General features: G+C 65.9%; 23 protein-coding genes and 3 pseudogenes. 9 read left to right on the top strand and 17 right to left on the bottom strand.

Annotation, left to right across the window (positions count from 1 at the left end):
• Positions 1 to 8 precede the first annotated feature (8 nt).
• The 7 genes from paaA (at position 9) to paaZ (ending at position 6,632) form a co-directional block, all read left to right on the top strand.
• Positions 9 to 998, top strand: a complete 990-nt coding sequence (paaA, locus tag OKW52_RS19965; RefSeq protein ID WP_264507259.1) for a 1,2-phenylacetyl-CoA epoxidase subunit PaaA — start codon at positions 9 to 11, stop codon at positions 996 to 998.
• 82 nt (positions 999 to 1,080) lie between these two features.
• The gene (gene paaB / locus OKW52_RS19960; protein WP_127105469.1) at positions 1,081 to 1,365 is read left to right on the top strand and encodes a 1,2-phenylacetyl-CoA epoxidase subunit PaaB; all 285 of its coding nucleotides are present in this window, start codon (positions 1,081 to 1,083) and stop codon (positions 1,363 to 1,365) included.
• Positions 1,365 to 2,210 carry a 1,2-phenylacetyl-CoA epoxidase subunit PaaC gene (paaC, locus tag OKW52_RS19955; protein ID WP_264507258.1) on the top strand — a complete coding sequence of 282 codons (846 nt, stop codon included), beginning with the start codon at positions 1,365 to 1,367 and terminating at the stop codon, positions 2,208 to 2,210. The genes paaB and paaC overlap by 1 nt, the downstream gene beginning before the upstream one ends.
• A 1-nt stretch (position 2,211) precedes the next feature.
• Positions 2,212 to 2,724: a 1,2-phenylacetyl-CoA epoxidase subunit PaaD gene (gene paaD, locus OKW52_RS19950; RefSeq protein ID WP_264507257.1), complete on the top strand. Its 513-nt coding sequence runs from the start codon at positions 2,212 to 2,214 to the stop codon at positions 2,722 to 2,724.
• 9 nt (positions 2,725 to 2,733) lie between these two features.
• Positions 2,734 to 3,807 carry a 1,2-phenylacetyl-CoA epoxidase subunit PaaE gene (gene paaE / locus OKW52_RS19945; RefSeq protein ID WP_264507256.1) on the top strand — a complete coding sequence of 358 codons (1,074 nt, stop codon included), beginning with the start codon at positions 2,734 to 2,736 and terminating at the stop codon, positions 3,805 to 3,807.
• Between the two features lie 15 nt (positions 3,808 to 3,822).
• Positions 3,823 to 4,572, top strand: a complete 750-nt coding sequence (locus tag OKW52_RS19940; RefSeq protein ID WP_264507255.1) for a Phenylacetic acid catabolic protein — start codon at positions 3,823 to 3,825, stop codon at positions 4,570 to 4,572.
• Positions 4,573 to 4,583: 11 nt separating this feature from the next.
• Positions 4,584 to 6,632 (top strand): phenylacetic acid degradation bifunctional protein PaaZ, encoded by a 2,049-nt coding sequence (paaZ, locus tag OKW52_RS19935; RefSeq protein ID WP_264507254.1) that lies wholly within the window; start codon positions 4,584 to 4,586, stop codon positions 6,630 to 6,632.
• A 186-nt stretch (positions 6,633 to 6,818) separates the two neighbouring features.
• Here paaZ and ruvB read toward each other — a convergent pair whose 3' ends face one another.
• The 4 genes from ruvB to ruvC form a co-directional block, all read right to left on the bottom strand.
• Entirely contained in the window at positions 6,819 to 7,850 is a 1,032-nt protein-coding gene (gene ruvB / locus OKW52_RS19930) for a Holliday junction branch migration DNA helicase RuvB (RefSeq protein ID WP_264507253.1), read from the bottom strand.
• A gap of 155 nt (positions 7,851 to 8,005) precedes the next feature.
• A complete protein-coding gene (locus tag OKW52_RS19925) occupies positions 8,006 to 8,887 on the bottom strand; it encodes a GIY-YIG nuclease family protein (protein WP_264507252.1) in 882 nt (293 codons plus the stop codon).
• 4 nt (positions 8,888 to 8,891) lie between these two features.
• Positions 8,892 to 9,572 (bottom strand): Holliday junction branch migration protein RuvA, encoded by a 681-nt coding sequence (gene ruvA / locus OKW52_RS19920; RefSeq protein WP_264507251.1) that lies wholly within the window; start codon positions 9,570 to 9,572, stop codon positions 8,892 to 8,894.
• Between the two features lie 33 nt (positions 9,573 to 9,605).
• Entirely contained in the window at positions 9,606 to 10,112 is a 507-nt protein-coding gene (gene ruvC, locus OKW52_RS19915; protein WP_264507250.1) for a crossover junction endodeoxyribonuclease RuvC, read from the bottom strand.
• Between the two features lie 321 nt (positions 10,113 to 10,433).
• Between ruvC and OKW52_RS19910 the strand changes: the two genes are divergently transcribed.
• Entirely contained in the window at positions 10,434 to 10,643 is a 210-nt protein-coding gene (locus tag OKW52_RS19910) for a DUF1127 domain-containing protein (RefSeq protein WP_127104785.1), read from the top strand.
• Between the two features lie 68 nt (positions 10,644 to 10,711).
• On the opposite strand, the gene OKW52_RS19905 is transcribed toward OKW52_RS19910, so the two are convergent.
• From OKW52_RS19905 to OKW52_RS19850, 12 genes and pseudogenes are all read right to left on the bottom strand, one after another.
• The gene (locus OKW52_RS19905; RefSeq protein WP_264507249.1) at positions 10,712 to 11,023 is read right to left on the bottom strand and encodes a hypothetical protein; all 312 of its coding nucleotides are present in this window, start codon (positions 11,021 to 11,023) and stop codon (positions 10,712 to 10,714) included.
• A 54-nt stretch (positions 11,024 to 11,077) separates the two neighbouring features.
• Entirely contained in the window at positions 11,078 to 11,947 is an 870-nt protein-coding gene (locus OKW52_RS19900) for a 50S ribosomal protein L11 methyltransferase (protein WP_264507248.1), read from the bottom strand.
• A gap of 43 nt (positions 11,948 to 11,990) precedes the next feature.
• A complete protein-coding gene (gene msrA / locus OKW52_RS19895; RefSeq protein WP_264507247.1) occupies positions 11,991 to 12,638 on the bottom strand; it encodes a peptide-methionine (S)-S-oxide reductase MsrA in 648 nt (215 codons plus the stop codon).
• A gap of 170 nt (positions 12,639 to 12,808) precedes the next feature.
• Complete coding sequence (locus tag OKW52_RS19890) at positions 12,809 to 13,144, bottom strand: DUF1491 family protein (RefSeq protein ID WP_264507246.1); 336 nt, start codon at positions 13,142 to 13,144, stop codon at positions 12,809 to 12,811.
• Positions 13,145 to 13,253: 109 nt separating this feature from the next.
• Positions 13,254 to 14,165, bottom strand: coding sequence for a GTPase Era (era, locus tag OKW52_RS19885; RefSeq protein WP_264507245.1), 912 nt, complete (start codon positions 14,163 to 14,165; stop codon positions 13,254 to 13,256).
• Between the two features lie 66 nt (positions 14,166 to 14,231).
• A pseudogene (locus tag OKW52_RS23340) lies at positions 14,232 to 15,059 on the bottom strand (DMT family transporter); the annotation flags it as partial.
• 29 nt (positions 15,060 to 15,088) lie between these two features.
• Positions 15,089 to 15,785: pseudogene (gene rnc, locus OKW52_RS19875) on the bottom strand (ribonuclease III).
• Entirely contained in the window at positions 15,785 to 16,573 is a 789-nt protein-coding gene (gene lepB / locus OKW52_RS19870) for a signal peptidase I (protein WP_264507243.1), read from the bottom strand. Before lepB (OKW52_RS19870) ends, rnc begins: the two are co-directional and overlap by 1 nt.
• Positions 16,574 to 16,672: 99 nt before the next feature.
• Positions 16,673 to 17,470: a signal peptidase I gene (lepB, locus tag OKW52_RS19865; protein ID WP_264507242.1), complete on the bottom strand. Its 798-nt coding sequence runs from the start codon at positions 17,468 to 17,470 to the stop codon at positions 16,673 to 16,675.
• Between the two features lie 321 nt (positions 17,471 to 17,791).
• Entirely contained in the window at positions 17,792 to 18,085 is a 294-nt protein-coding gene (locus tag OKW52_RS19860; RefSeq protein ID WP_264507241.1) for a GNAT family N-acetyltransferase, read from the bottom strand.
• Positions 18,075 to 18,704 (bottom strand): CoA transferase subunit B, encoded by a 630-nt coding sequence (locus OKW52_RS19855; protein WP_264507240.1) that lies wholly within the window; start codon positions 18,702 to 18,704, stop codon positions 18,075 to 18,077. Before OKW52_RS19855 ends, OKW52_RS19860 begins: the two co-directional genes overlap by 11 nt.
• A 12-nt stretch (positions 18,705 to 18,716) precedes the next feature.
• Positions 18,717 to 19,413, bottom strand: a pseudogene (locus tag OKW52_RS19850) (CoA transferase subunit A).
• Between the two features lie 147 nt (positions 19,414 to 19,560).
• Here OKW52_RS19850 and OKW52_RS19845 point away from each other — a divergent pair.
• Complete coding sequence (locus tag OKW52_RS19845) at positions 19,561 to 21,429, top strand: phospholipase D-like domain-containing protein (RefSeq protein ID WP_264507239.1); 1,869 nt, start codon at positions 19,561 to 19,563, stop codon at positions 21,427 to 21,429.
• 18 nt (positions 21,430 to 21,447) lie between these two features.
• Here OKW52_RS19845 and topA read toward each other — a convergent pair whose 3' ends face one another.
• Positions 21,448 to 24,081: a type I DNA topoisomerase gene (gene topA, locus OKW52_RS19840; protein WP_264507238.1), complete on the bottom strand. Its 2,634-nt coding sequence runs from the start codon at positions 24,079 to 24,081 to the stop codon at positions 21,448 to 21,450.
• Positions 24,082 to 24,260: the final 179 nt, after the last annotated feature.

Below are 24,260 nucleotides of genomic sequence, written 5' to 3'. Positions count from 1 at the left end.
AGACTGTCATGTATGCTCAAATGGTGAAGTCCGAAGCGGCAAACGACGATCCCGCGCTGCTGGCCGCCTTTCAGGCGCGCATCGACGCGGGCGAACGGATCGAGCCGAAAGACTGGATGCCCGATGCGTACCGCAAGACGCTGATCCGCCAGATCGGCCAGCACGCGCATTCGGAAATCGTCGGGCAGCTGCCCGAGGGCAACTGGATCACCCGCGCCCCCACGCTGGAACGCAAGGCGATCCTGTTGGCCAAGGTGCAGGATGAGGCCGGGCACGGGCTGTACCTGTACTGCGCCGCCGAAACGCTGGGCGTCACGCGCGACGATCTGACCGAGCAACTGCTGTCGGGCCGGATGAAATATTCCTCGATCTTCAACTATCCCACCCTGACCTGGGCCGATATCGGCGCGGTCGGCTGGCTGGTCGATGGCGCGGCGATCATGAATCAGGTGCCGCTGCAGCGCACCTCGTTTGGTCCCTATGCCCGCGCGATGGTGCGGATCTGCAAGGAAGAGAGCTTTCACCAGCGGCAGGGCTATGACCTGATCACCAAGATGGCGCAGGGCACGGCCGAGCAGAAGGCGATGGCGCAGGATGCGCTCAACCGCTTCTGGTATCCGTCGCTGATGATGTTCGGGCCGTCCGACAAGGACTCGGTCCATTCCACCCAGTCGATGGCCTGGAAGATCAAGATCAACACCAATGACGAGCTGCGGCAGAAATTCGTCGATCAGACCGTGCCGCAGGCGAAATATCTGGGCCTGACGGTGCCCGACGAGAACCTGAAATGGAACGACGACAAGGACGGCTGGGACTTCAGCGAGCCGGACTGGAACGAGTTCTATGACGTGCTCAAGGGCAACGGCCCGTGCAACACCGACCGGCTGGAGGCCCGCCAGAAGGCGTGGACCGACGGCGCGTGGTTCCGCGACGGGCTGATGGCGCATGCGAAGAAGGCCGAAAGCCGGCGCGTCGCGGCCAAGGTTGCGGCAGAATAACAGGGAGGGGGCTAGCCCCCCTCGGGGCCTGACGGCCCCTTCACCCCCCAGCGTATTTTCAGCAAGATGAAAGGGCTACGTCGTGTCCAATGAATGGCCGCTATGGGAAGTCTTTATCCGGGGTCAGCACGGGCTGAACCACCGGCATGTCGGCAGCCTGCATGCCCCCGACGCCGAACTGGCGATGCGCCACGCGCGCGACGTCTACACCCGGCGCAACGAGGGGGTCAGCATCTGGGTGGTGCCCTCGGCGCAGATCACCGCCTCGGCCCCGTCGGACAAGGGGCCGCTGTTCGAGCCGGCGAATGACAAGGTGTATCGTCACCCGACCTTTTACGACATTCCCGATGAAGTGGGGCATATGTGATGCCGTCGCTTCCCGATGTGATGACCCCCGACGCAGCACAACTGGCGCAGGCTGCGGGCGGCGAGGGGCGCGCGCCGCTGGAGACGGGCTCACCCGAGCATGACCTCTTCACCGGGTTGACCCGGCTGGGCGATACCACGCTGATTCTGGGCCACCGGATCAGCGAATGGTGCGGGCTGGCGCCGGTGCTGGAGGAAGACATCGCGCTGGCCAACATGGCACTGGACCTGATCGGGCAGACGCAGCTGTGGCTGGGGCTGGCCGGCGAGGTCGAGGGGCGCGGCCGCGACGCCGACGCGCTGGCCTTTCGCCGCGACGGCTGGGACTTTCACAACCTGCTGCTGGTCGAGCGCCCGAACGGCGATTTCGGCCGGACCCTGATGCGGCAGTTCCTGTTTGACGCCTATCACCTGCCGCTCTTGAAGGCGCTTGAGGCCTCGTCCAATGCGCGCATCGCCGAGATCGCGGCGAAGGCGGGCAAGGAAGTGGCCTATCACGTCGAACGCTCCGCCGATCTGGTGATCCGGCTGGGCGATGGCACCGACGAGAGCCACGCGCGTATGCAATCCTCGCTGGACGCGCTCTGGGGCTATACCGGCGAGGCGTTCCTTGGTGATGCGGTTGACGCGCGGCTGGCCGAGGCCGGGGTCATGCCCGCGCCCGAAAGCCTGCGCGCCGCGTGGGATCAAACCGTCAACGCGGTGCTGGCCGAGGCAACGCTGGAGCGCCCGGCGAGCGAGTTTGCCCACAAGGGCGGCAAGCAGGGGCGGCATAGCGAGCATCTGGGCCATTTGCTGACCTCGATGCAATGGCTGCAACGCTCGTATCCTGACGCCACGTGGTAAGATGAAACCCGCCGTCGAACAGGTCTGGCAGTGGCTGGGCGAGGTGCCGGACCCGGAAATCCCGGTGATCTCGCTCACCGATCTGGGGGTCATCCGCGACGTTGCCTATGACGGCGACACACTGGTGGTCACGGTCACGCCGACCTATTCGGGCTGCCCGGCGACGGCGGTGATCAACCTCGATATCGAAAACAAGCTGCTGGGTAACGGCGTCACCGATCTGCGCCTGAACCGCCAGCTGTCGCCACCCTGGACCAGCGACTGGATCAACCCGGCGGCGCGTGAGGCGCTCAAGGAGTATGGCATCGCGCCGCCCATCGACGGCACCGCCGCCGATGGCGTGCTGGCTGGGCGCATCGCGCGGCTGGGCGGGGCGGGCAATCTGGTGGTGGCCTGCCCGCGCTGTGGGTCAAACCATACCGAGAAGATCAGCCAGTTCGGCTCGACCCCCTGCAAAGCGGCGTATCAGTGCCGCGACTGTCTGGAACCCTTCGACTATTTCAAATGTATTTGAGGCACTGACATGGCCCGTTTCCTGCCCCTTGAAGTGACCGACGTCCGCAAGGACACCCGCGACGCCGTCGTCGTCACCCTGCGCCCGCGCCCTGAGGATGCGGCGCGCTTTGCCTTCATTCAGGGCCAGTACCTGACCTTTCGCCGCGAGTTCGACGGCGAGGAGCTGCGCCGCTCGTATTCGATCTGCGCCGGGCTGGACGAGGGTCTGCTGAAGGTCGGCATCAAGCGCGTCGATGGCGGCGCGTTCTCGACCTGGGCGAATGAAAACCTCGCCCCCGGCGCGGTGATCGAAGCCATGCCGCCGATGGGCAATTTCCACACTGCCTTGCAGGCTGATACGCCCCGGCACTATCTGGGCTTTGCGGGCGGGTCTGGCATCACGCCGGTGCTGTCGATCCTGAAAACCGTGCTGGCGCGCGAACCCAAATCGCGCTTCACGCTGGTCTATGCGAACCGTCAGATCAACTCGATCATGTTCCGCGAAGATCTTGAGGACTTGAAGAATTCCTACCTTGGGCGGCTGTCGGTGCTGCATGTTCTCGAAGCAGAAGGTCAGGAAATCGACCTGTTCACAGGCCGCATCGACGCCGAGAAAATGTCTGCCCTTTTCACCCATTGGGTCGATCCGGCCAGTGTTGATACCGCGTTCATCTGCGGGCCTGAGCCGATGATGCTGACCATCGCCGACAGCCTCAAAGCCAACGGGCTGACCGACACGCAGATCAAGTTCGAGCTCTTCGCCAGCGGCCAGCCGGGCCGTGCCAAGACCAAGGCGGTGAGCACGGTTGCCGACAGTGGCGAGGCCTGCGAGGCGACCGTCACGCTGGACGGCACCACCCGCACCTTCCGCATGCCCAAGACCGGCGAAAGCCTGCTGGATGCGGCGCTGTCGAACCGGCTGGACGCGCCCTATGCCTGCAAGGCCGGGGTCTGTTCGACTTGCCGGGCCAAGGTGCTGGAAGGTGAGGTCGAAATGCTGACCAACCACGCGCTTGAGGATTACGAGGTCCGGCAAGGCTATGTGCTGACCTGCCAGTGCTACCCGCTCAGCGACCGTGTGGTCGTGAGCTATGACCAGTAAACCGGGGGAGCGATCATGACCGATATGAGCATCGAGGACTATCTCGCCCACGGCGGCAAGCTGACCTCGCCGGGCAACGTGCCCGCGCGCTATCGCGGTGAGCTGTTGCGCCTGATGGCGTCGTTTGTGGACAGCGAGCTGGCGGCCTCGGCCGGGTTCGCCGACACGATCAACGACGCGCCGGGCATCAAAAGCCGCATCGCCGCCGCGCGGATCACGCTGGAAAAGGCCGACCATGCCGAGCGCGTGCTGCGTCTGATGGCGGAATTCGGCGTCGACACCGAGCGCTATGAAGACGTCCACCCCTGGGCCGCGCGCGTCCCGCGCGACGCCGATCTGGGCGCGCAGCGCCATGGCGGCGACATGCGGCTGTCGGTGTTCCACTATCCGCTGACCGGCTGGATCGATGCCGTGGTGATGAACGTGGTGCAGGGGTTGGCGGCACAGGTGCAGCTGGCCGAGCTGTCGCAGGTCTCGTATCAGCCGCTGGCCGAGGTGTTCCGCGCCATCGCCCCGACCGAGACGCGTCATGCCGAGCTGGGCGTCGAGGGCCTCGCGCAGATCGTCCAGTCCGAAGAGGGGCGCGCCGCCGCCGAAGCCTCGATCGCCTACTGGCGACCTCATGTTGCCGCCGGTTTCGGCGCGACCAATTCGGCCCGTTACGAGCGGCTGTCGCGGCTTGGCCTGCGCCACCGCCCCAATGCTGCCATGCTGGCCGAGTGGGAGGCGACGCTTGCCACCACGCTGGCCGCTCTGTCTCTCTGAAAGGACCCGCGATGAACGCTCAGACCCCCTACGCGCTGAAAAGCTACATCTGCGGTGACTGGAAAGCCGGGGCCCGCGACGGCGTGCTGTTGCGCGATGCCGGCACCGGCGCGCCGGTTGCGACCATCGACGCCAGCGGCATCGACATGGCCGAGGCGCTGGCTTACGGCCGTGCCTCCGGTGCGGCGCTGCGGGCGATGACCTTCCACCAGCGCGCCGAGATGCTCAAGGCGCTGGGCAAGGCGCTGAGCGCGCAGAAGGACGCCTTTCACGCGCTGTCGCTGGCCACCGGGGCCACGCCGCGCGACGGCATGGTCGATATCGAGGGCGGCTTTCACACGCTGTTCTCCTATTCCAGCCAGGGGCGGCGCGAGCTGCCGAACACCCGACTGCTGGTCGAAGGCCCGGTTGAGGGTCTGTCCAAGGACGGCAGTTTCAGCGCCCAGCACATCCTGACGCCGTTGCAGGGCGTGGCGGTGCACGTCAACGCCTTCAACTTCCCGGTCTGGGGGATGCTGGAAAAGCTGGCACCGACCCTGCTGGCGGGGATGCCGGCGATCATCAAACCGGCCTCGCAGACCGCCTATCTGACCGAGCTGGTGGTTCGCGCGATCATCGAGACCGGCCTTCTTCCGGCGGGCGCTTTGCAACTGATCTGCGGCTCGACCGGCGATCTGCTGGATCATGTGACCGGGCAGGATGTGGTGACCTTTACCGGCTCGGCCTCGACCGGGCGGATGCTGCGCACGTCGAAAGCGATTGTCGAAAACTCGGTGCGCTTCACGATGGAAGCCGACAGCCTGAACGCCTCGGTCCTTGGGCCGGACGCGGTGGCAGGCACGCCCGAGTTCGACCTGTTTGTCAAAGAAGTCACCCGCGAGATGACCGTCAAGGCGGGCCAGAAATGCACGGCCATCCGCCGCGTGCTGGTTCCCCGCGCGCAGGCCGATGCGGTGATCGCGGCGCTGGGCGCGGCGCTGGGCAAGATGAACGCCGGTCTGCCGGGCGACGCGGCGACGCGCATGGGCGCGCTGGCCAGCCATGCGCAGCGCGACGAAGTCCGCGCGCGGATCCGCGATCTGCAGGCCGATGGCGAGATTGTCGTGGGCGACCCGGACGCGGTGAGCGTCAGCTCGGGCGATCCCGATGACGGCGCGTTCCTCAATCCGGTGGTGCTTTATTGCGACAAGCCCTTGAGCGCCAAAGCCGCGCATGATGTCGAGGCCTTCGGACCGGTCAGCACCGTCATGGCCTATGACGATCTCGACGAGGCGATTGCCCTGACCCAACGCGGCAAAGGCTCGCTTGCGGCGTCGGTGTTCACCAACGCGCCCGAGGTCGCCGAGGCTGCCGTTCTCGGCATGGCCCCGTTCCACGGCCGCATCCTGCTGGGCAACCGCGCCAGCGCGAAGACGTCGACCGGCCACGGCGCACCGCTGCCCAATCTGGTGCATGGCGGGCCGGGACGCGCCGGGGGCGGCGAGGAAATGGGCGGTATCCGTGGCGTGAAGCACTTCATGCAGCGCACGGCGGTGCAGGGCACGCCCGCGCTGCTCAGTGCGGTGACCGGGCGCTGGATTGAGGGCGCGCCGACCCGCGCCGACATCCACCCGTTCCGCAAGTCGCTGGAAACGCTGCAGGTTGGCGATCAGATCGTCACCGCGACGCGGGAGGTCACGCTTGACGACATCGAACACTTCGCCAGCTTCACCGGCGACACCTTTTACGCCCACATGGACGAAGACGCCGCCCGTGCGAACCCGTTCTTTGATGGCCGCGTCGCCCATGGCTACCTGATCGTCAGCTTCGCGGCAGGACTGTTCGTGCAGCCCGATCCCGGTCCGGTGCTGGCCAATTACGGCGTCGATAACCTGCGCTTCCTGACCCCGGTGAACCCCGGCGATGTCCTGGGTGTCCGGCTGACCTGTAAAGAGATCAACCCGCGTGAAAACGCCGAGCATGGCGAGGTGCGTTGGGATTGTCAGGTGACCAATCAAGACGGCGCGGTGGTTGCGCAGTATGACGTTCTGACCATGGTGGCCAAAACCTGGCCGCAGTAAAGGGTGTTGCCAGCCCCCTTCCCCCAGACCGACCGGGAGGGTTTTCCACCCTCCCGGACCCTCCCGGAGGATATTTTCAGACAGAAAATAGGACGGTTAACCAAACGTTAACGCCCCTTCATCTGTCTCTAAATATCCTCGGGGCTGAATTCGCGACAAGCGAAGAGGGGGCTGAAGGCCCCCTTTTCAGTCGCTCTCAAACAGCTCGCTCTGTCCCGCTGGGCGCGGCGGTGTAAGCCCCAGATGTCTCCAGCTGGCCTGCGTCAGCATCCGACCCCGGGGCGTGCGTGCCAGCAGGCCTTGCTGCAGCAAGAAGGGCTCGATCACTTCCTCGATCGCATCGCGGCTTTCCGACAGTGCCGCGGCGATGGTTTCCACGCCCACGGGGCCGCCGCCGTAGTGGTCGGCAAGGAGTTGCAGATAGCGTCGGTCCGCGCTGTCGAGGCCCAGATGGTCCACACCCAGCCGGGTCAGCGCGCTATCGGCCATCGCGCGGTGCAGCGTTCCGTCGCCCTCGACCAGCGCGAAATCCACCACCCGGCGCAGCAGGCGTCCGGCGATGCGCGGGGTGCCGCGCGCGCGGCGGGCGATTTCGAGCACGCCGCCATCATCCGCCGGCACGCCCAGCAGGCGGGCGCCGCGGGCGACGATTTCGCACAGCTCGGCCTCGGTGTAGAACTGCAGCCGGGTCGGGATGCCGAAGCGGTCGCGCAGCGGCGTGGTCAGCAGGCCCAGCCGCGTGGTCGCGCCGACCAGCGTGAACGGCTGCAGCTCGATCCGGACGGTGCGCGCGGCGGGGCCTTCGCCGATCACCAGATCGAGCTGGAAGTCCTCGAGCGCCGGATAGAGCACTTCTTCCACCGCCGGATTGAGGCGGTGGATTTCGTCGATGAACAGCACGTCGCGGGCTTCGAGATTGGTCAGGATCGCCGCCAGATCACCCGCCTTGGCCAGCACCGGGCCCGAGGTCATGCGGAACCCGACTCCCAGCTCGCGCGCCATGATCTGCGCCAACGTGGTCTTGCCCAGCCCCGGGGGGCCGTAGAACAGCGTGTGATCCATCGCTTCGCCGCGCATCTTGGCGGACTGGATGAACACTTTGAGGTTTGCGCGCGCCTCGTGCTGGCCGATGAACTCGTCCAGCATCTGCGGGCGCAGTGCGCGGTCGGTATCCTCGGGCTGGCGGTCCGGGCGCAGGGTGGGGTCGGGGGTGGTCATGGGGCGAGAGTGATCCCAAAGGACTGTCCGGGCAAGGGACGTGAGGATGTCCCACGATGGGACAGGGTCATGAGACGAATATTTTCAACGGGTTACAATATCGCGTTAGCCTTTTCTTCACAAATGTCCCCTGGCGGCACCTGTTAACGGACGCTTCACGCATTCAACCCATACTGTCTGCTGTGCAGGCGCACCATCCATTGTTGTTCCGCGCGCGTCACCTCGTCGATGGTGGCCGCCGGGGAAAGGAGGTCGAGGATCGAGAAACGGAAACTGGCCGGGTTCCGGCGGGACAGTTTGGCGGTGACGCCGATTTCATGCGCGACATGCGCGCGCCAGCGACCGAGCAGGTTTTCCTCGCCGTAGGCCGCACCAACGTAGCGGGCGCCGTCCGTCTCGTCGACGATCAGGTAGATGCCGCGCCACTGGCGCAACTGCTCGGCCCAGCGGGTCGGCAGGATGCGCAGCGTCGGGGTGTGCAGCGTCAAGTCCCGCCAATCGGGCATTGGTGGCGACAGGTCCGGGGTGCGCGCGATTTCGAGGATCTCAAGCGGTGTTGTCTCGGCAAGCCGCATGTAGGCGCGCGAACCGGGATCGCGTACCACAAGGCGACCCTTGAGTTCGGCGAGTTCGGGCATCGGCACGAGGTCGAAACAGGCGCGCCCGGGCTGGTCGCCAGCTGAGGTGTCGGCCGTCGTGCGGACATGGCCGCCGGTAAGATCGTCCACCTGTCGCAGCAGCGGGTCGTTCTCGAGCTCGTCGGCGGTGCGCTCGGTCCAGCCATTCTGGCGATAGAGCCCGACGAAAACCAACTCGCCGGGGCTGCGCATCAGGAACGAGGCCATGATCCGCCGGGCTTGCAGCGTTGCCTGCGGGCTGCGCGCATGCGTTGCCTGATAGGCCTCGAACAAAGCGGGCGCCGAGTCGATCATCAGGGCCAGGGCGTCGCGTTCGCGCCGGGTTGGCGGCTTGTGCAGGCAAAGCGCGATGCCCGTCAGCGGCACGTCGAGACCCTGCAGGAGGTGACGAAAATCCATCGGCTCAGCCCTTGGGCGCCAGCAGTTTCAGCGCGGCGCGGATCAGGCCTGAGGTTTCGGTTTCCTCTTCGGCAGCCGTGGCGACGGCCTGCGCGGCCTCGGACGGTCCATAGCCGAGGTTGGTCAGGGCCGAGAGCGCGTCGGCCTGCGTTTGCTGGGCCTGACGGCGGGCTGAGGGTTTGGCGGGGGCTTTGGCCACCGGTTCCGGGGCAGGGGCCTCGGTCGGTTCGATGACCATCGAATCGCCGTCCAGATCGGGCGCGGTCCCGCCCATGGCCATGACGGCGGGTGCCTTGTCCTTCAGCTCGAGCACCACGCGCTGTGCCAGTTTCGGACCGACCCCCGGCGCTTTGCGCACGGCGTTGGCGTCCCCGATCGCAATTGCACGCGAAACGCCTTCGGGCCCAAGCGTGCCCAGAATCGCCATGGCCGCCTTGGCCCCGACGCCCTGAACGGAAACCAGCAGCCGGTGCCATTCCTTTTCCACCAGCGTGAGGAAGCCAAACAGCTGCAGCAGATCCTCGCGCACCAGAAGCTCGGTATAGAGCGCCGCCATGCCGCCGGGGCCGGGCAGGGCCATCAACGTGCGGTCTGAGACATGGACGATATAGCCGACGCCCTTGACGTCGAGCAGCACGTGGTCGGCGGCGCGGTAGTCAATGCGGCCCGAGAGTTTGCCGATCATGGCGATGGTCCTGTGGTGAGAGGGCGAAAAGCGTTAACCGGCAGCGCGCAGGGCCGCTTGCAACCGCCCGGTGGTCTGCATGTGAAAGGCGTGACAGATCGCGACGGCCAGCGCATCGGCAGCATCCGGCCCGTCGATCACAACGCCGGGCAGCTGCATGCGCACCATGTGATCGACCTGAACCTTGGCCGCCTTGCCCACGCCCACCACGGCCTTTTTCACCGCATTCGGGGCGTATTCGCCCACCGTCAGACCGGCCTGCGCCGGCACCAGCAAGGCAATGGCGCGGGCGTGGCCCAGTTTCAGCGTGGCGACGGCGTCTTTGTTGACGAAGGTCTGCTCGACAGCGGCGCAATCGGGGCGCTGGCTGCGGACGACTCGCTCAAGCTGGCGGTGCAGGTCCAGCAGGCGTGAGGCCAGATCCTGCGTTCCGTCCGAATGCAGCACGCCGTTTGCGACATGGCGCAGGCGTGAGCCGTCGACGTCAATCACCCCCCAGCCGAGATTGCGCAAACCGGGGTCGATTCCCAAAACTCGCATCGGTGATTCTGCCTGTTCATCATGGTGGCTTGTTGTTCAAACCTTGCCAAAGAGTTAGCACGAAAAGGGAACATTGACCAGCGTAAAGGCCGAATCTTGCGTCGGGCTGTCACTTCTCTGTTGCATCCGACGCATTTGGCCGTAAGTTGTTCGTATTCCATCCGTGACTATCGCGAGAGGGGCGTGCCGTGCGTGCCCCAAGCTATGCTGCACCTGCATGGCGGGATTGCGCGTACTCTGTCTTCTCATTGCTGCCTGCTGGGGCTATTTGAACTCCAGAAGCACAATGCTTCATCAAAGTTGAAATGACAGGAGCCTACGATGGCCTTTTTTGCCTCCGCCCGCCCCGTTGCTGACGGCGTGTTCGGCCGCAGCCTCGGGTTCTCGTTCGCCGACGCCTTTGCCCGCTATGCGGCGTGGAATGACAAGCGCATCACCCGCCGCGAGCTGTCCCGGCTTTCGGATCGCGAGCTCGACGATATCGGACTGTGCCGCGGCGACATCGCCGACGTGATCGACGCTCTGCGCTGATCGCCACAGACCATGATGACACCTGCGCCGCCCGGGAAACCGGCGCGGCGTTTTGGTTTTTAGGGGGGTCAGAGGGTGACGGGCGCAGGTTCCGGGGCGCGCAGGGCATAGGCCAGCGTGCTGCTGATCGGGTCCGCACCGGCGAACCAGTGATAGATCTGCGCGCTGATGCCGGGTTCGGCGGGGGCTGGCGCGGCAAACGCCTGCCCGTCATGCGCCAGCGCGGCGGCTTTGAGCACGAAGAAACACACCAGCGTCCCGGCGATCACGCTCAAACCGCGCACCAGTCGCTGCGCGGGCCTGTGCTGTTGTTCTTTGCGCGCCTCGACCCGGGACGCGAGGACGTGATCAAGACGGGTGCGGAAATCAATGCTGGGCATGTGAGACCTCGAAACGGACAGGCGTGTCAGTTTGAGGGCTCAATGCGGCAAAAATCAGGCGCGGCGCAGCACCAGCGTGGTCCAGTCGCCGATTTCCTCACGCTCGACCTCGGTGAAGCCGGCGGCGGTATAGGCGGCCAGAACATCGCTGGCCTGAGTCGTCAGCAGGCCCGAGAGGATGGCGAGGCTGCCGGTCTCGGTGTGTTTGGCCATGTCGGGGGCGATCTGGATCAGCGGGCCTTTGAGGATATTGGCGAAGACCAGATCATAGGGCGCGCGCTTGTGGATCACCGGGTTCTCGAAGCCCATCGCCTCGAGGCATTCGACCCGGCCATCGAGGCCGTTGGCCATGACGTTCGCCTCGGCCACATCGACGGCGACCTGATCGATGTCGGTGGCCAGCACCATATCGGGCCAGATTTTCGCGGCGGCCATCGCCAGAACGGCAGTGCCGCAGCCCACATCGATGACATTCTTGCCCTGAAAGCCGCCGCTTGCCAGCCGGTCGAGCGCCCGCAGGCAGCCCAGCGTGGTGCCGTGGTGGCCGGTGCCGAAGGCCATGGCGGCCTCGATCAGCAGGCCGATGCGGTCGACCGGCAGTTTGTCGGCATCATGGCTGCCGTAAACGAAGAAGCGCCCGGCCTCGACCGGCTTCAACTCGCGCCGGACATGGGCGACCCAGTCGATATCCGGCAGTTCCGACACGGCGAATTCGGCGGCACCAAAGGCGGCGGCCATCAGGGTCAGCGCGATATCGTCGGGGGTGTCGGTGAAATACGCGCCGACCTCCCACAGGCCCGAGCCATCCTCCAGCTCGAAGACGCCGACGCCAACCGGCGCCGGGTCAAGCTCTTCAAGCGCTTCGCCCAGGGCTTGCGCCCGGGTTTCATCGCCAAGGGTGGTCAGCGCGGTGAAAGTGGTCATGCGGGCTCTCCGGAAATACCCGGTTCGCGTAGCCTGTCAGCGCTCAGACCGCAAGGCCCACGGGGCAGGTGACCCCGGTGCCGCCAATCCCGCAATAGCCGTCGGGGTTCTTCGCCAGATACTGCTGGTGATAATCCTCGGCCATGTAGAATGGTGGCGCATCGCGGATTTCGGTGGTGATGGTGCCCAGCTGCGCATCGCGCAGACGCTCCTGATAGAGCGTGCGGCTCGCCTCGGCGGCCTCGCGTTGCGCGGTGGTCGTGGGATAGATGCCGCTGCGGTACTGCGTGCCCCGGTCACCGCCCTGACGCATGCCTTGCGTCGGATCATGCCCCTCCCAGAAGATCTTGAGCAGATCGTCATAGCTGAGCTTGGTCGGGTCATAGACCACGCGCACCAGCTCGTTATGCCCGGTGCGGCCGGTGCAGACCTCCTGATAGGTCGGGTTGGGTGTGTAGCCCGCGCCGTATCCCACCATGGTGACCCAGACGCCGGGTGTGTTCCAGAACAACCGCTCGACGCCCCAGAAACAGCCCATGCCGAAGATCGCCACTTCCATGCCTTCGGGCACAGGGGCGGTCAGCGGGCGGGCGCTGAGGAAATGCGTGTCAGCGGTGGGGATCGGCTGGGACCGGCCGGGCAGCGCCTCGGACGGGGTCACCATGTCATACGATTTCGATGAGAACAGCATCGCGGTCTCTCCCTTTGGATGCCCCTAAACATAGGGCAGCGCGCGCCCGAAACAATGCGCGTATTTTCTGTCTCTAAATATCCGCGGGAGGAGTCCAGAGGAGGGGGCGTGCCCCCTCCTCTGGCGAGGGGGTTCGGGGGGCGAGCAGCCCCCCGACGCCACCAGTGCTGTTACGCGTCGAACCCGGGTTCTTCCAGCAGCGTGCGCCCCGCGCGGTCCTCGACCTCGATCACCCACAGATCCGGATCGCGCGCGCGTTCGCGGGCGATCAGCGCGTCGATTTCGGGCTCGGGTCCGCTGGCGATCTGCGTCCAGCGGCGGGTGTCGGCCATCAGGTCGAACTGGCGCTGGTGCAGGGTGGCGGTGCGGTCGAGCGGGGATTGCTTGACCAGCACGGCACCGGCGGTTTCATCGCCTTTTTTCACCACAAAGGCCGGGATTTCAGCCAGGCGCAGGCGGGTGAGGTAGGCGTGGACCCAGAAGCTGGCGGTGAGGCGGGGGGTCATGACGGGCAGGTTGGGGGGCTGCTCGCCCCCAAACCCCCAGCCAGAGGAGGGGGCACGCCCCCTCCTCTGGACTCCACCCGTGGATATTTCTCGACAGATGATGCGCGGGTCAGGCATGGCCGTCGCGGAAATCGAGGCCCATTTCGGTGTAGCGCTCGGATTCGTTCAGCCAGTTCTCGCGGACCTTGACGGTCAGGAACAGATGCACCGGCCGGTCCAGGAAGCTGGCGATTTCGGCGCGGGCCTGTTGGCCGATGGTTTTCACCGTCTCGCCCTTGTGACCCAGCACGATGCCCTTGTGACCGTCGCGGGCGACATAGATGATCTGGTCGATCTTGGTCGAGCCATCGGGGCGGTCCTCCCAGGCTTCGGTTTCGACCGTCAGCTCGTAGGGCAGTTCCTGATGCAGGCGCAGGGTCAGTTTTTCGCGCGTCATTTCGGCGGCGATCATGCGCAGGGGCAGGTCGGCGATCTGGTCTTCGGGGTAGAGCCACGGCCCTTCGGGCAGGCTTTGCGCCAGCCATTCCTTGAGGTGCTCGGTTCCGTGGCCGCGTTCGGCCGAGATCAGGAAGGTTTCCTCGAACGGATAGATCGCGTTGACCTCTTCGGTCAGGCGCAGCAGGGCCTCGGCCTTGACCTTGTCGATCTTGTTGATGGCCAGTGCGACGCGCTGGCCTTCGATCGCGCGGTCTTTCAGCGTCTGGATCACCGCCTTGCCGCCTTCGGTCAGCCCGCGATGGGCCTCGATCAGCAGCACGACGATCTCGGCATCCGCCGCCCCCGTCCAGGCCGCCGCCACCATGGCGCGGTCGAGCCGGCGGCGCGGGCGGAACAGGCCGGGCGTGTCGACGAAGATGATCTGCGTCTCGCCCGCCATGGCGATGCCCCGGATCCGGGTGCGGGTGGTTTGGACCTTATGAGTCACGATCGAGACCTTGGCCCCGACCATCCGGTTCAGAAGGGTGGATTTGCCCGCATTGGGCTCTCCGATCAGGGCAACGAAGCCCGCGCGTGTGGTCATGGTCGGTCCTTGGCTGGTCAGCTGCGGGCCTTATACCATGGCGCGGCGCTGCGCCATACTGCTGCGTTAGCGTGGGCGGGCGCGCGCCAGCGTAAAAAGGCCCGATCCGACGATCAGCGCCGAGCCGAGCAGCATGATGCCGTCCGGTGTCTCGTCAAAGAGCAACGCGGCGAGGATCAGCGCGAAGACCAGTCTCGTGTAGCGGAAGGGCGTCACGACCGAGACTTCGCCCGAGCGCATCGCCACGGTAAGCGAGGCATAGGCGATACAGCCGAAGACCGCTGCCCCTGCGACACGCAGCGCGGCCATCGGTTCGGGCAGGGTGATCGGCGCGAGGGTGACCAGTTGCACGACCAGCCCGGCGACGGCCAGCGCGCCCATGCCCAGAACGCCGAGCTGCGCGTTGGTGACGCTGAGGGGGGCTGCGCGGGTGGCAAGGTCGCGCCCGGCAAAGCCCAGCATGCCCAGCACCGCAAACAGCGCCGCCGGGTCCAGCGCAGTGCCGGTCGGGCGCAGCACCAGCAGAACGCCGCTCAGCCCCAGCGCGATGGCGAGCCAGCGCCGCCAGCCGACGATCTCGCCAAACAGCCAGACTGCGCCTGCGACCACCACCAGCGGCGTTGCCTGCAGGATGGCCGAGGTCACGCCCAGCCCGGCAAAGGCCAGCGCCAGCGAGTAAAAGAGCCGCCCGCCGACCTCGATGCCTGAGCGGATCGCAAGCCCTTTGGTGATCCGGGGCACCGGCGCTTCGCCACGGATCAGCGCGGCGAGGGCGAAGATCGCCATGCCCAGCAGGCCAAAGCCCATCATCGCGCTGGGGGCGGGGATCAGCTGCGTGGCGGCTTTGAAAAACGCGTCTTCAGCCGAAAACGCGGCCATCGAGAGCACCATGAACAGCGCGCCGCGTCGGTTTCCGGCAGGGGTCATTCGGGGGCGACCTGCGCCAGCAGCGCGCGCGCCGCTGCCTGTTCCGCCGCGCGTTTGGACCCGGCGGTGGCGCTGGCGCTGGGGCCGTCCTGCAGCCGGGCCTCGATGGTGAACATCGGCGCGTGGGGCGGGCCTTCGCGGCCGATCTCGGCGTAGGTCGGCGGCGGGGTGCCGCGCGCCTGCGCCCATTCCTGCAGCGCGGTCTTGGGGTCGCGCGAGATCGTCATCGACATGCTCGATCTTGTCGCGCCAATGGCGCAGGATCACCGCGCGCGCCGCCTCAAGCCCGGCATCGAGGTAGACGGCGGCCAGCACCGCCTCCATCGCGTCGCCCAGCAGGGTTTCCTTGCGCCGCCCGCCCGAGAGCATCTCGGACCGGCCCAACCGCAGCACCGCGCCCAGATCGATCGCCCGCGCCACATCGGCGCAGGTTTCCTTGCGCACCAAGGCGTTAAAGCGGGGGGCGAGCTGGCCCTCGGTCGCCTGCCGGTCGGCGCGGAACAGCGTTTCCGACATGACCAGCCCCAGCACCCGGTCGCCCAGAAACTCCAGCCGCTGGTTATGCGGCCGCACGCTGGACCCGGCCGAGGCATGGGTGACCGAGCGGATCAGCAGCTCGGGGCGCTGGAAGGCATGGCCGAGACGGTCAGCAAAGGCGACCAGTTCGGCCGAGAGTTTGGGGGCTTGGGCCATCAGTTCAACGCGTGAAAAAAGCGGTCGCCGCGCCAGGTCCAGAAGGCCAGGAGCGAGCTGCCCGCAGAGGAAAACAACACCCGGTCGGCGCGCCCGATCAGGTTTTCGAGGGGGACAAAGCCCACGCCACCCTGCGCCTGCTCAAAGCGCGAGTCGAGCGAGTTGTCGCGGTTGTCGCCCATGACGAAGACATGGCCCGGCGGGACGGTGTAGCTGGTCGTGGTGTCGCCAAAGGCGCGGTCGGTGATGTTGAGCACCGGGTAGCTGACGCCATTCGGCAAGGTCTCGATGCTGCGCGCCTTGCGGCAGTCGCCGCCGGCGACCGGGCGGTTCTGACAGCGCGGCTGGTGGCCGCCGGGGCCCTGGGGGGCGGCAGTCTCGACAAAGTCGCCGTCGGGGCGCTGGGGAATGGGCGTGCCGTTGAGCCAGATCTGGCCGCGACGCAGCTCGATCTGATCGCCGGGCAGGCCGATCAGGCGTTTGACGTAATCGTCGCCGCTGATGGGATGGTGAAAGACGACGATATCGCCGCGCTCGGGCAGGGTTTCCCACAGGCGGCCCTCAAACGGGCACAGACCCATCGGGCAGGACCAGCGCGACCAGCCATAGGCGAATTTGTTGACGAAGAGGAAATCGCCGATCAGCAGGGTTTCCTTCATCGAGCCCGAGGGGATCCAGAAGGGCTGAAACAGCACGGTGCGGAACAGGCCGGCCAGCAGAAGGGCAAAGGCGACGGTCTTGACCGTCTCCCACCATGCCCGTGCTCTGTGTAGTTCGGTGTTGGCCACGGCGCCGCGGTCCCCTTGCGCCGCCCTCGTGACGGTTGGCGGCTTTCTGGGCAACCGGGGCGCGCGAGTCAAGCGGCGCGCCCTGAGTGCCCGGTGGGATCAGTCGCCCAGATGCAGCGAGTGGAAGAACCGGTCGCTGCGCCAGGTCCAGAAGGCCAGCATGGAGGTGCCGGCGGACGAGAACATCACCCGGTCGGCGCGGCCGATCAGGTTCTCGAAGGGCACGAAGCCGACGCCACCCGAGGCCTGCGCAAAGCGCGAGTCGACCGAGTTGTCGCGGTTGTCGCCCATGAAGAAGAAATGGCCTTCGGGGACGGTGAAGATCGGCGTGTTGTCGGCAAAGCCATTGTCCTCGATGTTGAGGATCGTGTGGCTGACGCCGTTGGGGAGGGTCTCGATCTGGCGGCCTTTGAGGCAGGCGCCGCCCTGACCGACCGGCGCGTTTTCACAGCGCGGGTACTGGCCGGCCGAACCCTGACGGTCATAGGTTTCGACGAAATCGCCGTCATCCTGCAGCTCGACGGCTTCGTCGTTGATGTAGAGCACGCCTTCGCGGACCTGAATGCGGTCGCCGGGCAGGCCGATCAGACGCTTGATCAGATCGTCGCCGCTGACCGGGTGGCGGAACACGGCGACGTCGCCACGCTCGGGGTCCGAGGCGAAGATGCGGCCCGTGATCGGGCACAGCGCGAAGGGGCAGGAATAGCGCGAATAGCCATAGGCCCATTTGTTCACAAAAAGGAAATCGCCGATCAACAGCGTTTCCTTCATCGAGCCCGAGGGGATCCAGAAAGGCTGGAAAAACAGTGTCCGGAACACGCCGGCGATGAGCAGAGCCCAGGCGACGGTCTTGACGGTTTCCCAGATGCCGTCGTTTTTCTCGGCTGCAGCGGCCATGTCGGCTCCTCGGGTTGATGCCCGGGGTTTCTGGCGCGGGGGCTGGGGGAAGTCAAGCTTGGGGAGGGGCGGGCGCGGGGTTTCGCCCTTGGCCGAGACGGCTGTCGCCGCCGCGCCCTCGGGCGACCGGGCAGGGGGGCCTTGCCCCCCTCTTGGCCTGACGGCCAATTCACCCCCCAGGATATTTAAGGACAGATGATAAGGTTTCGTTAACCACGCGCCATCATCTGTCTGAAAAAATCCACGGGGGTTTCCAAAGGGGGCGCGTGCGTCCCCTTTGGGCAGGGGGTTCGGGGGCGGCAGCCCCCGATGCCAACAGTCTCAGACCTGGAACACGTCCGCCCATTCCGGATGCCGCTTGCGCTGGGCGTTCACGAAGGGGCAAAGCGGGATGATCTTGACCCCTTCGGCCCGCGCATCCGCGACCAGACGCTGGACCAGCGCCAGACCCGCACCGGTGCCGCGAAAGCTGTCGGGGACGCCGGTATGGTCGGCGATGATCAGGTGCGGTGTGGTGATCGAGTAGGTCAGTTCCGCCTCGTCACCCTCTTTGCGGATGACATAGCGGCCCTTGGTCTCGGCCACTTCGCGGGTGATGATGTGATCAGTCGACAATCGTGGCCTCGGTCGCTGCGCGCAGTTCGGCCTCGGTGACGCCGTCGGCGCATTCGACGATCTTCAGCCCGCCCGGCACCACATCGAGCACGCCGAGGTTGGTGATGATCCGGTCGACCACGGCCTTGCCGGTCAGCGGCAGCGTGCAGTCCTTGAGCACCTTGGACTCACCATGCTTGGACGTGTGGTCCATGACCACGATCACGCGCTTGACCCCGGCCACGAGGTCCATCGCGCCGCCCATGCCCTTGACCAGCTTGCCCGGGATCATCCAGTTCGCCAGATCGCCGTTTTCGGCCACTTCCATCGCACCCAGGATCGCCATGGCGATCTTGCCGCCACGGATCATTGCGAACGAGGTCGCGCTGTCGAAATAGGCGGTGTGCGGCAGGGCCGTCACCGTCTGTTTACCGGCATTGATCAGGTCGGGGTCGACCTGGTCTTCAGTCGGGAAGGGCCCGATGCCCAGCATCCCGTTTTCCGATTGCAGCGTCACCGTCATCCCCTCGGGAATGTAGTTGGCGACCAGCGTCGGGATGCCGATGCCGAGGTTGACGTACATGCCGTCTTTGAGTTCCAGCGCCGCGCGGGCGGCCATCTGATTGCGGTCCCAAGCCATGATCGTCTCTCCTCAAGCCGCGCGGGTGGTGCGTTGTTCGATGCGTTTCTCGTGCTCGCCCTGAATCAGGCGGTGCACATAGATGCCGGGCAGGTGGATATGGTCGGGGTCCAGCGTCCCGGCGGGCACAATCTCTTCGACCTCGAGCACGCAGATCTTGCCACAGGTGGCCGCGGGCGGGTTGAAGTTGCGCGCGGTCTTGCGGAAGACAGCATTACCGGTCGTGTCGGCTTTCCACGCCTTGACGATCGACAGATCCATCACCAGCCCGGTTTCCAGCACATAGGTTTCGCCGTTGAAATCTTTCAGCTCTTTGCCCTCGGCGATCACCGTGCCCACACCCGTCTTGGTGTAGAAGCCCGGGATGCCAGCGCCCCCGGCGCGCATGCGCTCGGCCAGCGTGCCCTGCGGGTTGAATTCCAGCTCAAGCTCGCCTGACAGGTACTGGCGCATGAATTCCGCGTTCTCGCCGACATAGGACGAGATCATCTTCTTGACCTGCCGGGTGGTCAGCAACTGACCCAGACCAAAGCCGTCAACACCGGCGTTGTTCGACGCGACGGTCAGATCCTTGACGCCCGAGATCGCGGATCGCCGCGATCAGCAGTTCGGGGATGCCGCACAGGCCAAAACCCCCGGCTGCGATGGTCATTCCATCGAACAGGATCCCGTCCAGCGCCTCTGCTGCCGAGCCAAAAATCTTTTGCATGCTATCCCCCGTGCTGATCGCCCCGCGTTTGTGACGCGGCACTGCGGCGAAGTCAATTGCACGGGCGGCGCTGCGCGGCTGTGCACGTCTGGGTCAAGTGTCATGGGCGTGTCTTGCGGATGTGCTGGGGGAGACTATTGTGCAGCCATGGTTTTCCGGCTGAATCGCCTGTTTTTGTCCCTGCTGATCGCGCTGTCTGCCTGTGCGGCGGCGCAGCGTGGCGTCCCTGCACCCGAGCAGGTGCCCCTGGTCGCCGCGCCGGTGCAGGGACGCCATGCCATCACCGATCTTCCCTTGTTCGAGGCAGGCCCGTCCGACGGCCAGCATCGCGGCTATTTCAGTGCTGCGGGCGCGCGCGAGGTCTCGCTGCGCTTCATGGCGCATGGGCACATGGCCTACCGGGTCGTGGCCGTCTGCGATGCCCGCGCGCGGATTCAGCGTCGCGATGAAGGGATCGGCGGGTCGGTCTGGGTTGCGGCCGGTGTGCCCATCACCCTGCGCGTGCCACCCGGTGAGCGGTTGCGCAGCGGGCTGGAACTGGACCCGGCGACGCAGGCCTGCGACCTGACGGTGACGCCGGGCGGGCGCCCCGGCTGGACGCTGCGTCTTGAGCGCGAGGATACCGCGCTGCCGGTCATCGCCGCGCTGGACGCGCCGGTGCGCAGCTGCACCGGCGGCGGGGCGGATGCGCTGGAGCGCGCCTTCATGGACAGCGGCGATCTGGCGGCGACCTGCCCGATGTCTGCCGGGCCGGTGACCATGCTGGCGGACGGGGCCGACGCGCTGAACGCGCGGGTCGAGGCGCTGACTGGCAGCCGCCTGCCGCGCGCGGCGTTGATCGCGGGCGATCCGGCGGTGGCGCTGGATTACTCCAACGCGCCGGATCTGGATCTGATTTACGTCAACTACCTGAACATGAACGCGGATTTCGCGGGTTACCTGACCGCGCGGATGCTGGCCTGGCACGCTGCGCGCGGGACGGTGGTGCGCATTCTGGTGTCCGACGTGATGCTGACCGAGACCGACCGGCGGTTGTTCGAGGGGCTGGCCTCGCAATATCCGACGGTGCAGGTGCAGCCCTACCGCATGCCCGCCGAGGCCGCGCGGGGCGTCGAGGGCCAGTTCGCGCGGCTGCATCGGGTGACGCATGTAAAGCTGTTTGCCACCATCGCGCGGCAGCCCGGGCGCTCGATCGCCATTGTTGGCGGGCGTAATATCCACGAGGGGTATTTTTTCCCCGAGCCGCGCGATCTGGACGACTTTCCCTTTCTGCATCAGTACGACCCCGAGCAGATGCGCCTGACCGGCGGGTTCACCGCCTATGAGGATTTCGAGCTGGCCCTGCAGGGCGATGCTCAGGTGCGCGAGATCGTGCAGCAGATGGGCGCGTTGTGGAACCGTGACCGCGACACGCAGGCGATGTGGCCCACGCCCCATCGGGCCGAGACGGTGCGCGCGCTGCCCGACCACGCGATGCGGCATCTGATTTCGGTGCCCTATACCGATGGCGCTGCGCTGGATCGCTATTACGCCGGGCTGATTGACGCGGCGCAGCACCGGATCCGCATTGCCTCGCCCTATCTGAACCTGACACCGGCGATCAGCGCCGCGATGGAGCGCGCGCATGCGCGGGGCGTGACCGTCGATGTGGTGGCGACGGTGCGGGTGCGCGAGGCGACGGACTTCATGGTGACAGGTCTGAACCGGCGCTTTGCCAACCGGCACGGCGATTGGGTGCGGTTCTTCGACTATGATCCGATGCCGCTTTTACTGCACTCAAAGCTGATCGTCATCGACGACCGGCTGGTGCTGATCGGCTCGGTCAACCTGAACCAGCGCAGTTTCTGGCATGATCTGGAAAACGGCGTGGCGATCCTTGATGCAGCTCTGGCGGCGCGGGCAGACCGGCTGATCCAGAGCTATATCGATCAGGGCGAGCGGGTACTGCCGGGGCAGGAACTGTCGCCGTGGATGCGGTTCTTCTCGCGCCTTGGGTTCATCGAGCGCGGGTTCTGAGGCCCGCGCCCGACAGGATCATTCGTCGGCGTCCGTCGGCTTTGCCGCCTTCTTGGCCGCCGTTTTGGCCGGGGCCTTTTTCGCCGCCGGTTTCTTGGCAGCGGTTTTGGTCGCCGTTTTGGTCGCCGTCTTGGCGGCGGCTTTCTTGGCGGCGGGCTTCTTGGCTGCCGCTTTCTTGCCCTTGGGGCTGCTCGCCGCTTTCGCCGCGATCAGTTCCAGCGCCTGTTCCATCGTCACCGTTGCCGGGTCAAATTCCTTGGGCAGGGTCGCGTTGACCTTTTCCCATTTGACATAGGGCCCGTAGCGCCCCGGCATCACCTGCACCGGCCCGCCATCGGGGTGATCGCCCAGCAGTTTGAGCGGTTCTGCCGCCGCGCCGCGACCGGGGCCGCGCGCCAGTTTGGCGGCCAGCACTTCCATCGCGCGGTTCATGCCGATGGTGAAGACCTCGTCCACCTCGGGCAGGTTGGCGTAGGTCTTGTTGTGCTTGACGTAGGGGCCAAAGCGGCCGATCGCGGATTCAATCGGTTCGCCATCCTCGGGATGCGCGCCGATCAGGCGCGGCAGGCTGAGCAGCTGCAGCGCCTTGTCCAGATCCATCGCCTCGACGTCCCAGCCCTTGGGCAGGCTGGAGCGCGGCGGTTTGGGCACCTCTTCGGTCGCCTCGCCGCGCTGCACGTAAGGGCCAAAGCGCCCGGTTTTCAGCCGGATCGCATCCTCGCCGTCAAAGCCCAGCACCTTGCCGTCGCCCGCCAGTTCCGCGTCACCCTCATCGCCCGACAGCGGGCGGGTGTAGCGGCATTCGGGGTAGTTGTTGCAACCGATGAAGGCCCCGCCCGACCGCGCGGTTTTCAGGTTCAGACGGCCCTTGCCACAGGTCGGGCAGAGGCGCGGATCGCCGCCATCCTCACGCGGTGGGTAGAGATGCGGCGACAGCACGTCGTCGATCTTTTCCAGGACTTCCGTGATGCGCAGATCGGCGGTTTCGGCCAAGGCGGCCGAGAAATCGCGCCAGAACCGCGCCAGCACATCCTTGTAATTCCGGCTGCCCGCCGAGATGTCGTCGAGCTGTTCTTCCAGATCGGCGGTGAAATCGTATTCCAGATACTTGCGGAAATAGCTGGTCAGGAAGATCGTCACCAACCGGCCTTTATCCTCGGGAATCAGGCGGTTCTTGTCCTTGCGCACATAGCCGCGATCCTGAATCGTCGTGACGATCGAGGCATAGGTCGACGGGCGGCCAATGCCAAGCTCTTCCATCCGCTTGACCAGCGTTGCCTCGGTATAGCGGGCGGGGGGCTGGGTGAAATGCTGCTCGGGGTCGATGGCGCGTTTCTCGACGCTTTCGCCCTGCGCGAGCTGCGGCAGACGGCCTTCGTCGTCGCCATCCTCGTCCCGGCCTTCCTCGTACACACGCAGGAAACCGTCGAACAGCATCACCTGACCGGTGGCGCGCAACCCGACCTGACCGTCTTTCGAGCCGATCTCGGCGGTGGTGCGCTCCATGCGGGCGGCTTCCATCTGGCAGGCGATGGTGCGCTTCCAGATCAGATCATAGAGGCGGCGCTGATCGGATTCGGTCAGGCGCACTGAGTCAGGGTCCGCGCTCATGTCGGTGGGGCGGATACATTCGTGCGCTTCCTGCGCGTTCTTGGCCTTGTTCTTGTACAGACGCGGGCTGGCCGGAACGTAGTCCTTGCCATAGCGCTTCTCGATCTCGGCCCGGGCGTCCTGCACGGCGCTGGGGTCCATGTCGATGCCGTCGGTCCGCATATAGGTGATGTGCCCGGCCTCATACAGACGCTGGGCCGCCGACATGGTCTGCTTGGCACCCATGCCGAACTTGCGGCTGGCTTCCTGTTGCAAGGTCGAGGTCATGAAAGGCGCGGTCGGGTTGCGGCTGGCGGGTTTGGCCTCGACCGAAGTGACGGTGAGCGCGCGCGAGGTCACGGCCTGCACGGCCAGCTCGGCGGCGACCGAGTCGGCCAGATCGAACTTGTCCAGACGCTTGCCCGCCAGATTGGTCAGCCGGGCGGTGAATTCGGCGCCGCGGGCGTTGGTCAGCTGGGCGGTGACAGACCAGTATTCACGGGCGCGGAACGCCTCGATTTCCATCTCGCGCTCGACGATCAGGCGCAGGCAGACCGATTGCACCCGGCCCGCCGATTTCGCACCGGGCAGCTTGCGCCACAGCACGGGGCTGAGGTTGAAGCCGACCAGGTAGTCCAGCGCGCGGCGGGCGAGATAGGCCTGCACCAGCGGCGCGTCGACCTGACGCGGGTGCTTCATCGCCTCCAGGATCGCCGGTTTGGTGATCGCGTTGAAGGTGACGCGCGAGACGTTCTTGCCCTTGAGCTTCTTCTCCAGCGCCTGTTCCAGATGCCACGAAATCGCTTCCCCTTCGCGGTCAGGGTCAGTCGCCAGAATCAGCGTGTCGTCGTCCTTGAGCGCATCGGTGATCGCCTTGATGTGCTTCTTGGAGTCCGCCGCGATCTCCCATTTCATGTCGAATTCGTGTTCGGTATCGACCGAGCCATCCTTGGGCGGCAGGTCACGAACATGGCCGAACGAGGCGAGAACCGTGAAGCCGGGGCCCAGGTACTTGTTGATCGTTTTGGCCTTGGCGGGGGACTCGACAACGACAACTGTCATGCAAACCTCTGATTACTCTTGCCCTTTTGGCGCGGCGACCAGGGGGTGCCGCGCAGGGTGCGCCGCATAGATGGGGTTGAACGGGGGGGATGTCAATTGAGCGGGTGATTTTGCTGCGCGCGACCCGGGCCTCGGGGGCATCGAGCCCCCTCGGCCCGGCGGGTTGCCACCCGCACCCG

The sequence above is a fragment of the Pararhodobacter zhoushanensis genome, assembly GCF_025949695.1.
GTDB classification, from domain to species: domain Bacteria; phylum Pseudomonadota; class Alphaproteobacteria; order Rhodobacterales; family Rhodobacteraceae; genus Pararhodobacter; species Pararhodobacter zhoushanensis_A.
Note: the sequence above shows the minus strand (reverse complement) of the source record. Positions and strands in the feature narration are given on the sequence as shown.